A 12,480-nucleotide genomic window follows, 5' to 3' on the forward strand; every position below is an offset into this window, starting at 1 on the left:
ATATTTTATTTATCTAAAGCTAAATCAGATGTAACATCTGCGATCTCTGTAGAAGTTTCTGATTTACTTCTTATCCACATTTTAAATTTTGTAGCCAAAAAGAAAAGAATAGGTACCACAATTAATGTTAAGAAAGTAGCTATAATTAATCCATAAATTACGGTTTTAGCTAGAGGTCCCCAGAATATTACGTTATCACCGCCAAAATAAATATGAGGATTAAACTCACTAAACAGGGTAAAGAAATTAATATTAAAGCCAGTAGCAAGCGGTATTAATCCTAAAATAGTGGTTATGGCAGTTAATAAAACTGGGCGTAAACGTGCTTTACCACCTCTAATAATTGCCTCGCTCAAAGTATCAACATCTACATAATCATTATCATCTACATTTTGTTCAACCTTTTTTCTATCAATTAATAACTGCGTGTAATCTAAAAGAACAACCCCATTATTTACCACAATTCCTGCTAAAGAAATAATACCCATCATAGTCATCATAATTACAAATGGAGCACCAGAAATAATCAGTCCGCCAAAAACTCCTATTAAGCTTAAAAAGATGGCTAACATAATAATTGCTGGCCTAGACACAGAGTTAAACTGAAATATTAAAATAAAGAATATTAAACCTAAACCTGTAAAGAAAGCACCCATTAAGAATGCCATTTGCTTATTTTGCTCTTCTATCTGACCTGTATAATCAATCTTTACTGTAGCTGGTTTTTTAGTAAAATTCTTCATTTCATTTTGAACTTGATTTACTATTGCTCCAGCGTCAGTATAACCAGGAGATAAAGCGGAATAAACTGTTACTACTCTTTTTACATCTTTGTGCTTAATGGCGCTAAAACCAGAGTTGTTTTTTTGTTTTGCTACAGCCGAAACAGGAACTTCTTTTATAGTACCAGAAGATTGATCTCTAAAAATTATTTTCTGGTTAAAAAGAGCACTTGTATTGTATTTGTCTTCTTCGTTAAAGCGAACATAAATGTCATAATCTTCACCGTCTTCTTTATAAACACCAGCTTTAGAACCAAAAATAGAATTACGTAATTGTTGGCCCACTTGCCCTGTACTAACACCTAATTCACCAGCCTTTTTTCGATCTACCTGAACTAACATACCAGGCTTCGATTTATTCACATCTATTTTTAATTCGTCAATTCCTTGAATATTTTTTGAATTTATATAATCGCGCATTTCTTCAGCGGTAGCTATTAATTCATTATAATCTTTACCTTCTAATTCAATATTAATTGGATAACCAGCTGGAGGACCAACTGCTTCTTTTTCAACCGAAATGGCAACACCAGGATAAATATCTTTTAATGCTTCCTGTACTTTCTTTTGTAATTCTTTACTATCTGCACCTTTACGATATTTATACTCTCGCATTGAAGCAGTAATCTTTCCCCTATGTGGCATTTCTGCAGCAGAGCCCCCGTCTGTTTGAGGATTTCCTGCACCCTCACCGACCTGAGAGACTGCACTTTCTACTAAGAAATTATAATCACCATCTTTATATGCATTGTCATTAAGGATATTATATACACGCTCTTCAATATCTTTAGTTATGATATTGGTTTTTTCAATATCTGTACCTTGAGGATATTCTATATAAACAATAATCTGATTTGGTGTATTGTCAGGAAAGAATTCGACTTTTGTACGCTGACTAGCTACCGAAGCACCAAACCCTCCAAAGGCAATGAATAATAATAGAAAAGTACCTATAGAGATTACGTATGGCCTCCAACCTGTTAATGCAGATCGAAGCATCCGTTCATAAAATCGTTCCCATCGAGGTAAAATTTTATTTTGAAAAGTATTTGCCCACCCCCTTAAAAATAATCTATATCCCCATAATAATATTGCTGTTGTAAGCATCAAAGAGCCTAATGCTCTATAAGCACCGCCAAAGATCATAATAAGAACACCAATTATAACTAGAATTACTGTTATACGGATCATTCTACTCATCGGCATTTCTTGATCTTCGGTTTTCATAAATTGTGAAACCATTACCGAGTTAAAGAAGATGGCAACGAATAATGATGAGCCTAATACCACAGATAATGTTACTGGAAAGTAGATCATAAACTGCCCCATAAGACCTGGCCATAGCCCTAACGGCACAAATGCGGCCACAGTTGTAAGAGTTGATATTATAATTGGAAAGGCAATTTCACCTATTCCTTTTTTTGCGGCCTCAACCCTTGGCATACCTTCATCCATTAAACGATATACATTTTCTACAACTACAATCCCATTATCTACTAACATACCAAGTCCCATAATTAATCCAAAAAGGATCATGGTATTCATAGTATAGCCCATGGTATTTAATATCATTAAAGACATAAACATAGACATAGGTATAGCAAAACCAACAAATAGCGCATTTCTAAAACCTAAAAAGAACATTAGAACGGTAACCACTAAAATCACCCCAAATATGATATTGTTAACTAAGTCATCTACTTGCCCAATAGTTCTAGAAGATTGATCATTTGCTATGGTAACTTTTAGATCTTGAGGGAAAACATTATCAATTGCATCTTTAACAATTACTTGAATTTGCTCTGCAGCAGCAACCATGTTCTTGCCTGAACGTTTTTTAACGTCTAACATTACAACAGGAGCACCAAGTTCACGAGCGTAAGTAGTTTTTTCTTTGTCTTTAAAAGTAACTTTAGCAATATCTTTTAAGTAAATAGGGCTATTGTTCTCTGACTTTACTACAAAGTTTTCTAATTGCGAAGGTGTGTCTATTTCACCAACAATTCTAATGGTTCTACGCTGACCACTACTAACCATATTACCGGCAGACATAGTTAAGTTGCCGTTATTAATTGCGCCAATAATATCATTAAAGCTCACTTTTGCCGCCATCATTTTATAGATATCTACAGCAACTTCTACTTCTTTCTCTTGAGCACCACGAATGTCAGCTTTTTTAATCTCTGATAAATCTTCGATTTCATCTTGTAAATATTCCGCATACTCTTTTAGTTTGTTTACAGGATAATCACCAGAAATATTAATATTCAGAATAGGCATCTCCTCAGACATACTCAACTCGAACACATTTGGCTCTACTTTAGCATCATTAAAAGTAGGCCAGTCTTCACTAGAAGTTTCTGAATCAACTTCGTTCTTAACTTTTTGTTTGGCTTCTTCTACTGTAATCTTTTCATCAAACTCAACAATAACCATAGAATAATCTTCTTGAGAAGTAGAGGTTAACTCAACAACATTACTAACTGTTTTTAACCTATCTTCTAGAGGATCTGTTATTAACTTTTCAATATCTTCTGCAGTGTTTCCAGGAAATAATGAACTGATATAAATTTTAGTTTCTTTAATTTCAGGAAAACTTTCTCTAGGCATGCTAAAGAAAGCCGAAATACCTAAATAAAGTATAACAGCTATCAGAACATACATAGTAGTTTTATTATTAATAGCCCAAGAGGATAAACCAAACTCTTTATCGACTTTCTTTTTTTGCTTTTGAGTCATGATGCGTTTTTAAGCTTTTAATATTTTTACTTCTTGCCCGTCTTTTACACTTCTAGCACCTTCTTGAATAATCTGAGCTCCGTTTTCAATACCTTTTAAAACTTCAATTACATCTCCTTGTGTTTTGCCAGTTTCAATAATCACTCTTTGAGCCACCCCTTGTTGTTTTCCATCAATATCTTTAATGTCATTAACAATGAATATATATTGTTGACCTTGTGCATCTTCAGAAATAATACTTTGCGGAATTAACAATGCTTTTTCGTTGGTATAGTCGTTGATTTTTAATTTCGCCGTAAGATTCGGCTTAATACTTTTATCTTTATTAGGAATACCAACTTCAACTTTAAAAGTTCTATTTGCAGGGTTAATAAAATTCCCCGCTTGACGAACTTTCGCCTCTATGGTTTTTTCCAAAACTGGAAATTCAACTTCCACTTTTTTACCCTTAACTACATTGGTTATATAGCTTTCTGGAACATCAGTTTCTATATACATATTGCTAAGGTTTACAATTCTGAAAACCTCAGAACCTTGACCTGGAGCTACAACAGTACCTTGCTCTTTAATTACGTCGTCAATAACACCTGTAAAAGGAGCCCTAATTGTAGACTTAGCTAACTGGCTTTTTAATTGTTTAAGAGCATTTAATTGAGATTCATATGTGGTTTTAGCCTGTAAATATTGAATTTCACTACCAATTTTTTGATCCCAAAGCCTCTTTTGACGCTCAAAAGTAGTTTTTGCTAATGCCGTTTGTGCTTCTACCTGAGCTACTTGACTACTTAATCCGCCATCGTCTATGCTTGCTAACAATTGTCCTTTGCCAACTCGCTGACCTTCTTTTACATAAATGCGAATTAGAGTTCCAGGCATTTCAGGATATATCAAAACATTTTGTTTCGTCTGAACATTACCTTGTAGCTCCAAAAAGTGATTAAAAACTTGCTCACTCGCTTTAAAAGTTGTGATCAATGGAATTTTTTGAGTTGGATCTAATTCAGCTATTTTATCGTCTAATTGTTTTAATTGCTCAGATATTTGTTGTTGTTGAGCTACAATTTCTGATCTTTTCGTTCGTATGGTTTCTAGATTTCCTTCAGCTACAATAGCTTCTACAGATTTCGATTTATTACCTCCGCAAGAAGAAAGAGCTAATACTATTATTAAGATTATATATATATATTTCATTACTGAGATTATTTTAATGGAATGTTTAGTGCGTTTTCTAATTTTGCTTTAGTTGCAATAATATCTAATATAGATTGCAGATAACTATTTTGTTGTGCATACAATTGATTTCTAGCTTGCAGCAAATCAATACTTGTAGTAACTCCCTCGTCAAATTTTATTTTTTGTTTTCTTTCTATTCGTTCTGATAAATCAAGATTTTTTTTAGCTGTTTTGTAATTTTCAATACTTAATTCATAATTACTACGAGCCTGGTCTTCTAGTAAATTGAGGCGTTGTACTGTTTCTTCTAAACGAATATCAGCACTCTCTAAAGCAATTTTTGCTTGTTGAGTTTTAGCACTTCTACCTAGGCTGCTAAAAATAGGAACATTTAAACCTACACCTAATACAGAGGTAGAAACCCATTGTTGTGATGAGTTAAACAGGGTAAACGAGTTTGAATTAGCTAATTTGGAATAGTTTACAAAAGCACTTAATCTTGGCAGAGCTTTGCTTTTTTCTAATTTTAATAATAACCTACTACTCTCACGGTTATTTTCAGCGATTTTATAATCAATATGATTATTTAAATTTAACTCTTTAGATAATAGTTGTAAATCTGTATTGCTTAGAACTAGATCATCTAATGTATCTGTTAAATTTAATTTTGTATCTATTGGATTCCCTATAGACAGATTAAGCATTTTATAAGCAATCTCTTTATTCCTATCTGCATTTCGTTGTTGAGCAATAATATTCCCTTGAGTAATTTCAAATTGCTCAACAGTTTCTAATTCAGTCAACCCGTTTTTATAACCTTCATTTGCCCCTTTTAACTGACGGTCAACTGTTTTTTTGTTTCGCCTTAAAATCTCAATACGCTCTTCTGCAACTAGCACATTTCCATACGCGTTTATAACCGCTTCACGAGTAGCCAGCTCAGTTTTCTCCTTAGCTTGCTCTGTGATTTTCAAGAAAGTTTTGGCTGATTGTAAGCCTACTAAATATGATCCATCGAATAATAATTGCTCTAATGAAACAGTACCTGTAATATTATGTTTGGCGGCAAAATCAATGGTTCCGTCATTATCAAAATCCACACCAGGAAATTGCTGCTTTAGATTATTTACATAATCGATTTTCCCGTTAACTTGAGGTAGACCAATTGTCGTAGTTTCCCATTTCCTTTTAATAGCTGAATTGATATCATTATTTGCAACTTTAGTGTTATAACTATTTTTAATAGCATAATCTATGGCTTCTTTCATTGAGAAGCTCATTTCTTTTTCTTGCGAAAAACCTAACACAATTGAAAAAATAAATGATAGTATAATGAGTCTTTTCATTATTATGATTGATTTTCGTTTGTAAATTGATTTAATATTTCTAATCCTTTCTTAGTGACGATTGCACGTAAGTGATATTCTAAATAACTTTCCATTAAATATTCCATAGTAAATATTTCTCTAGGAAAAATGGTTTCATCTTTAATTCCAGTCATTCCATTAAAATACATTCGTGAAATAAAACCTACATCTATTGTCGATCTAAATAAACCAGTATCTATTCCTTTTTGAAGACTTTCTTGAACAGATTCGTTCATTTTTTCAAATTGCTTAAGACGTAAAACTGAATAGATTTGAGGGTAATATTTTTTTAATTGATGTTGAGGAGATGTTTTTTCATTTTTTAAATGATTCATTACAAACATCTTTATATCATACAACTCTTCTATAGGATTATTAGAGGTATCACAGATGTCATCGATGCCATCGCATATAATTTCAAAAAGAGAAAATGTAACTGCCTGAACTAATTCGGTTTTATTTTTAAAATGTGTGTAAATAGTTTTTTTAGAAATTCCGAGTTCATTAGCAATATCATCCATTGTAACGCTCTTAAATCCGAGAGTTAAGAACATTTCGCCTGCCTTATGTAAAATTTTTCCTTTCATAAATCGAGTGCAAATATATTCAGGAAACTTTAAAAACAAAAAAAGTTTCCAAAGTTTTACAAAAATTTAACATTTGAGTATTTCCTTTCTATTTGATTACTTTATTTTTACAAAAAATTAAAATTTTGACAACAGAAAGATATAAATCTGTTTTTTTAGAGTATTTATCAGAAAGGGTAGAGTTAAAAGAACCTGAGAGTCTGTATGAACCAATAGACTACATACTAAATCTTGGAGGCAAACGATTAAGACCAATCTTGGTTTTGATGAGTTGCGAAGCTTTTGGTGGCAACTATAAAGAAGCTTTAGATGCTGCGTTAGCCGTAGAAATGTTTCACAATTTTTCTTTAATTCACGATGATATTATGGATGAAGCCCCTTTAAGAAGAGGTCAAGAGACTGTACACAAAAAATGGGATTTAAATACTGGAATTCTTTCTGGAGATGCCATGATGATCTTGGCGTACCAACTATTTGAGAATTATAGTGCAGAAAAATTTCAAGCATTAGCAAAACTATATAGTAAAACAGCACTGCAGGTTTGTGAAGGGCAACAATATGATATAGATTTTGAAACCAGAGATAATGTTGAAATAGATGAGTACTTAAAAATGATTCAGTATAAAACTGCAGTTTTAGTAGCTGCTTCATTAAAAATGGGTGCTGTTATTGCAAATACTTCTGCAAAAGATGCCGAACATATATATAATTTTGGATTAAATCTAGGGGTAGCATTTCAGCTACAAGATGATTATTTAGACGTGTATGGCACAAAAGATTTTGGAAAATTAAACGCAGGAGATATAATAGAAAATAAAAAGACATGGTTATACCTTAAGACTTTAGATCTTGCTAATAATAAAGATAAAATAAAATTAAAGGAATTATATTCAGAAGAAAGCTTTGTTAAAGAAGCAAAAATAAGTCATGTTGTTACTATTTTTAATAAATATGATATTAAAAATGAGATTAATAGAGAAATTGAGTTTTATACAAATAAAGCAATAAAAGCTTTAGAGGCTTCATCATTAACAAATACCTCTGTAAGTGATTTTAGAAATTTAAGTGAAAGTTTAATGAACAGAGTGATCTAAAAGTATTTAATTAATCATTGTGTAAATTATAAATTATTGGTAATATTGCACCCTCAAAATAGGTCCTATAGCTCAGTTGGTTAGAGCACCTGACTCATAATCAGGGGGTCCATGGTTCGAGCCCATGTGGGACCACAACATGTTTTATTGCAAATTTAAACTTTACTTAATACTAAAAGTCTTATATTAGTAGTTTAGGGTTAAAAAGAATTTATATATTTGCAATTAATTAACGTTTTAAACGTTACTTGTTAAGTAAAAAGGGGAAGTTTATGTTTAAAAAATATTTTGTTTTAATCTTGTTTTTGTCGCTGTTTTCTGGCATCTATCAAGGATATTCCCAATGTAATCTACCATGTCCTCCTGGTACAAGGCCAAATGGTAATTGTACTCGTTGTGTACCTACACCACCAGGTTTGCCTATAGATGGCGGATTAGGCTTTTTACTATTTTTAGGTGCTGCCTACGGAATTAAAAGACTAAGAGAAAACAAACAATAGTTATTTTTTTAGAAGCCTGGCTACGTATTTCCCAATCACATCAAATTCTAAATTCACAATATCGCCAACTTTTAAGGTTTTAAAGTTAGTATGTTCAAGTGTGTAGGGTATTATTGCTACACTGAAACTGTTGGTCTTCGAATTAACTACGGTTAAGCTTACTCCATTAACGGTTATAGATCCTTTTTCTATTGTAAGATTATTAAACTCACTATCATATTCGAAAGTAAAAATCGAACTTCCTTTAGCTTCAGTAATTTCTATATATTTCCCAATTTGATCGACATGCCCTTGAACTATGTGTCCGTCTAAACGATCACCTAATTTCATGGCACGTTCTAAATTTACTTTATCACCAATATTGAGATTTCCAAGATTAGTCTTAGATAATGTTTCGTCTATAGCAGTAACAGTATAAATGGAATCATTAATGTCAACTACAGTTAAACATACTCCATTATGAGAAACGCTTTGATCAATTTTTAGTTCTGGTGTGATATTACTTTTTATTAAAATATGAAGATTCTTATTTTCATTTTCTAAAGCTATTACTTCTCCAATATCTTCAATAATTCCAGTAAACATAATTATTTATTTAGGTAAACTTTAAGGATGTTATTCAGCTAGTTTTGTTACTTTCGTTATTGAATAACAAAGTGTTATTTAGTTCTCAAAAATAGGAATTATTATATTACATGATGGATAAAGACGAAAAAATAAAGGTAGGTATTTCTGTAGGAGATATTAATGGAATTGGTCTAGAAATCATTTTAAAAACATTTCAAGATTCGAGAGTATTGGATTTTTGTACTCCAATTATATTCTGTTCTTCAAAAGTTGTAAATGCCCATAAAAAATTACTCGGTTTCGATAATATAAAAATTCAACCGCAAAATAATTTAAATAAGGTTGTTTACAATAAATTGAATTTGATCAATGTTTGGAATGAACCTGCAAATGTAGAAGTTGGCAAAGAAACTCAAGACGGTGGTAAATATGCTTTTTTGTCATTACAAAGTTCAGTAAAAGCTTTAAAGAATGGGCAAATAGATGTATTGTTAACAGCTCCTATTAATAAGCATAATATTCAGTCAGATAAGTTTGATTTTAAAGGGCATACAGAATATTTAGATTCAGAATTTGAAGGAGAAAGTTTGATGATTTTGATGACTGATGAAATTAGGATTGGCTTAATTACCGGTCATATTCCTATCACTAAAGTTGCTGAAACCATTTCTCCAGAATTAATAGAGAAGAAAATAGATATTATGTATAATTCTCTTAAGCAAGATTTTGGAATCCCAAAACCTAAGATTGCTGTTTTAGGATTAAACCCACATTGTGGTGACAATGGAGTAATAGGTGATGAGGATGATAAAATTATAAGACCAACAATAGATAAAATACAAGAAGAAAGAAAATTAGTATATGGACCGTATGCCGCGGATAGCTTTTTCGGCTCTGAGGCATATAAAAATTTTGATGGAGTTTTAGCAATGTATCACGATCAAGGTTTAGGCCCGTTTAAAACTTTATCCTTTGGCAATGGTGTTAATTTTACAGCAGGTTTAAGTATTGTAAGAACTTCTCCAGATCATGGTACTGCTTATGAAATTGCAGGTGAAAACAAAGCAAACCATAACTCTTTTAAAGAGGCTCTTTTTACAGGAATAAAAATTTATAATACTCGAAAAGCTAATAGCAAATTACAAGCGAATAAGTTGGTGGCAAGCAAGTAATTAAAAACTTATTTTTTTTAGTTAGAATTATAATTATTTTTTATCTTTGCGCGCTCAAATTGATGTTGATTGAAAATGGATAAAATGTTTGTTATTCCTTTTGTAGGATTAAAAGAAGGAATTCATCAGTTTGATTATGTTGTAAACAACACGTTCTTTGAGTCTTATCCTTATGACGAAATTTTAGGTGCAGATATAAAAGTACATTTAGATTTTGTTAAAAAGAGTACATTGTTAGAATTAAGTTTTAGTACTCAAGGCAATATAGAAGTTGCTTGCGATCTAACGAACGAACGTTATCATGAACCAATAGAAACCTCTTTAGATTTAGTTGTTAAATTCGGTGATGAGTTTAACAACGAAAACGAAGAAATATTGATTATTCCTCATTCAGAATATCAATTAGATGTTTCCCAGTTCATTTACGAAATGATCGTTTTAGCTGTTCCTTTAAAAAAGGAACATCCTGGTATAGCAGACGGCACATTGCAATCAGATATTTTAGATAAACTCGAAGAATTACAACCAAAAGAGAATAATAATAGTCAAGATACAGATCCAAGATGGTCTAAGTTAAAAGACTTGTTAACAGATAAAAAGAAATAACGATGGCGCATCCTAAAAGAAAAATATCAAAAACTAGAAGAGATAAGAGAAGAACTCATTATAAGGCTACTACGCCTCAAATAGCTGTAGACTCTACAACAGGTGAAGCTCACTTATACCATAGAGCTCATTGGCACGAAGGTAAGTTATATTACCGTGGTCAAGTAGTAATTGATAGTGCAGAATCTGAAGCTTAATTAAAACCTAAAAATCTTCAAAAACCCTCATTTTTGAGGGTTTTTTTTATGTTTTATGTTAGAAATTGACAAAAAACAACATTTTTTTTTCAAAAAACCAAAATAATTTTTATTACTTTGACCCCACTTTTGTGAAAGATAAGACTTAAAAAATTATCTAAACTAAACTATTATGAGCGAGATTACTGCAGCGATTACAGCCGTAGGAAAGTATCTTCCAGAATATGTACTTTCTAATCAGATTCTGGAGACAATGGTAGAAACTAACGATGAGTGGATTACCACGAGAACTGGAATTAAAGAACGCAGAATCTTAAAAGAAGACGGAAAAGGATCTTCATTTATGGCCATAAAAGCATCTGAAGATTTAATTTCTAAAACTAACCTTAACTCTAAAGAAATTGATCTTGTAATAGTTGCATCGGCAACGCCTGATATGCAGGCAGCATCAACAGCGGCATTTGTAGCATCTAGTATAGGAGCAACAAATGCTTTTTCATTTGATATAGATTCAGCTTGTTCTAGTTTTTTATATGGCATGTCGGTAGCTTCAAGTTTTATAGAAACTGGTAAATACAAAAAAGTATTATTGATTGGTGCTGATAAGAATTCATCTATGATAGATTATAACGATAGAGCTACATGTATCATTTTTGGAGATGGTGCTGGGGCAGTTTTATTTGAGCCTAATTTTGAAGGTTATGGTTTGCAAGATGAATATTTAAGAACTAATGGAGAAGGAAGAGAGTTCTTACAAGTCCAAAAAGGAGGTTCGGTTCATCCATTCAAAAAAGGTGAAGTTTTTGGCGATGGAGAAGGGTATTATGTAAAACAAGAAGGTAGAACTGTTTTTAAAAATGCAGTGTTTAATATGGCAGATGTTTCTGGAAAAATACTTGAAAGAAATAACTTAACGAAAGAAGATGTAGCTTGGTTAGCCGCTCATCAGGCTAATAAAAGGATTATAGATGCTACAGCAGAGCGTATGGGATTAGATGAATCTAAAGTGATGATGAACATCCATAAATATGGTAATACCACATCTGCTACATTACCTTTATTATTAAATGATTACGAAAAACAACTCCAAAAAGGAGATAATATAATTTTTGCTGCATTTGGTGGTGGTTTCTCTTGGGGAGCCATTTACTTTAAATGGGCTTATAATTCTTAAATTAAGATTAACAACTAACTCTAAAATAAAATGGATTTAAAAGATATTCAGAATCTAATAAAGTTCGTAGCAAAATCAGGTGCTAGCGAAGTGAAATTAGAAATGGAAGATGTTAAGATTACAGTTAAAACGGGTACTGGTAAAACAGAAACTACAATTGTGCAACAAGCGCCTGTAGCTCAGGTTCCAGCAGCTCCAGTAGCAAGTAGCCCTGCACCAGTTGCTGAAACTCCTGCTAAAGCAGAAGCGCCAACAGATGATTCTAAATATATAGTAATTAAATCACCAATTATTGGCACTATGTATAGAAAACCTGCTCCAGATAAACCAGTGTTTGTTGAAGTAGGTAGTACAATTAACGTAGGTGATACAGTTTGTGTTATTGAAGCGATGAAATTATTTAACGAAATTGAATCTGAAATTTCAGGTAAGATCGTTAAAATATTAGTTGATGATGCTTCTCCAGTTGAATTCGACCAACCTTTATTCTTGGTTGATCCTTCATAATTTCTTACTAACCTA

12 protein-coding genes and 1 tRNA gene are annotated in these 12,480 nt (G+C 32.0%); 8 read left to right on the forward strand and 5 right to left on the reverse strand.

The window, feature by feature from the left end:
* Window positions 1-5 precede the first annotated feature (5 nt).
* Genes AC3IF2_RS00045 through AC3IF2_RS00060 form a run of 4 tightly spaced genes read right to left on the reverse strand, consistent with a single transcriptional unit; the run spans window position 6 to window position 6,648 of the window.
* A complete protein-coding gene (locus AC3IF2_RS00045) occupies window positions 6-3,521 on the reverse strand; it encodes an efflux RND transporter permease subunit (RefSeq protein WP_489164956.1) in 3,516 nt (1,171 codons plus the stop codon).
* A 9-nt stretch (window positions 3,522-3,530) separates the two neighbouring features.
* Complete coding sequence (locus AC3IF2_RS00050; RefSeq protein WP_489164957.1) at window positions 3,531-4,712, reverse strand: efflux RND transporter periplasmic adaptor subunit; 1,182 nt, start codon at window positions 4,710-4,712, stop codon at window positions 3,531-3,533.
* Between the two features lie 8 nt (window positions 4,713-4,720).
* Window positions 4,721-6,040, reverse strand: coding sequence for a TolC family protein (locus AC3IF2_RS00055; RefSeq protein WP_489164958.1), 1,320 nt, complete (start codon window positions 6,038-6,040; stop codon window positions 4,721-4,723).
* A gap of 2 nt (window positions 6,041-6,042) precedes the next feature.
* Entirely contained in the window at window positions 6,043-6,648 is a 606-nt protein-coding gene (locus AC3IF2_RS00060; protein WP_489164959.1) for a TetR/AcrR family transcriptional regulator, read from the reverse strand.
* Window positions 6,649-6,773: 125 nt separating this feature from the next.
* On the opposite strand from AC3IF2_RS00060, the gene AC3IF2_RS00065 reads away from it, so the two are divergent.
* The 3 genes from AC3IF2_RS00065 to AC3IF2_RS00075 all read left to right on the forward strand — a co-directional run bounded on the left by AC3IF2_RS00065 (window position 6,774) and on the right by AC3IF2_RS00075 (window position 8,242).
* Entirely contained in the window at window positions 6,774-7,742 is a 969-nt protein-coding gene (locus tag AC3IF2_RS00065) for a polyprenyl synthetase family protein (protein ID WP_489164960.1), read from the forward strand.
* Between the two features lie 61 nt (window positions 7,743-7,803).
* Window positions 7,804-7,877: transfer RNA gene (locus tag AC3IF2_RS00070), tRNA-Ile, on the forward strand.
* A gap of 137 nt (window positions 7,878-8,014) precedes the next feature.
* Window positions 8,015-8,242 (forward strand): PID-CTERM protein-sorting domain-containing protein, encoded by a 228-nt coding sequence (locus tag AC3IF2_RS00075; RefSeq protein WP_489164961.1) that lies wholly within the window; start codon window positions 8,015-8,017, stop codon window positions 8,240-8,242.
* On the opposite strand, the gene AC3IF2_RS00080 is transcribed toward AC3IF2_RS00075, so the two are convergent.
* A complete protein-coding gene (locus AC3IF2_RS00080; RefSeq protein WP_489164962.1) occupies window positions 8,243-8,827 on the reverse strand; it encodes a riboflavin synthase in 585 nt (194 codons plus the stop codon).
* A 113-nt stretch (window positions 8,828-8,940) separates the two neighbouring features.
* Between AC3IF2_RS00080 and pdxA the strand changes: the two genes are divergently transcribed.
* From pdxA to accB, 5 genes are all read left to right on the forward strand, one after another.
* Window positions 8,941-9,981 (forward strand): 4-hydroxythreonine-4-phosphate dehydrogenase PdxA, encoded by a 1,041-nt coding sequence (pdxA, locus tag AC3IF2_RS00085; protein ID WP_489166896.1) that lies wholly within the window; start codon window positions 8,941-8,943, stop codon window positions 9,979-9,981.
* A gap of 75 nt (window positions 9,982-10,056) precedes the next feature.
* Window positions 10,057-10,587: a YceD family protein gene (locus AC3IF2_RS00090; protein ID WP_489164963.1), complete on the forward strand. Its 531-nt coding sequence runs from the start codon at window positions 10,057-10,059 to the stop codon at window positions 10,585-10,587.
* 2 nt (window positions 10,588-10,589) lie between these two features.
* Window positions 10,590-10,784 carry a 50S ribosomal protein L32 gene (gene rpmF / locus AC3IF2_RS00095; protein ID WP_489164964.1) on the forward strand — a complete coding sequence of 65 codons (195 nt, stop codon included), beginning with the start codon at window positions 10,590-10,592 and terminating at the stop codon, window positions 10,782-10,784.
* Window positions 10,785-10,956: 172 nt separating this feature from the next.
* Entirely contained in the window at window positions 10,957-11,958 is a 1,002-nt protein-coding gene (locus tag AC3IF2_RS00100; RefSeq protein ID WP_489164965.1) for a beta-ketoacyl-ACP synthase III, read from the forward strand.
* Between the two features lie 30 nt (window positions 11,959-11,988).
* Window positions 11,989-12,465 carry an acetyl-CoA carboxylase biotin carboxyl carrier protein gene (accB, locus tag AC3IF2_RS00105; RefSeq protein WP_489164966.1) on the forward strand — a complete coding sequence of 159 codons (477 nt, stop codon included), beginning with the start codon at window positions 11,989-11,991 and terminating at the stop codon, window positions 12,463-12,465.
* Window positions 12,466-12,480: the final 15 nt, after the last annotated feature.

Source organism: Maritimimonas rapanae, from assembly GCF_057837205.1.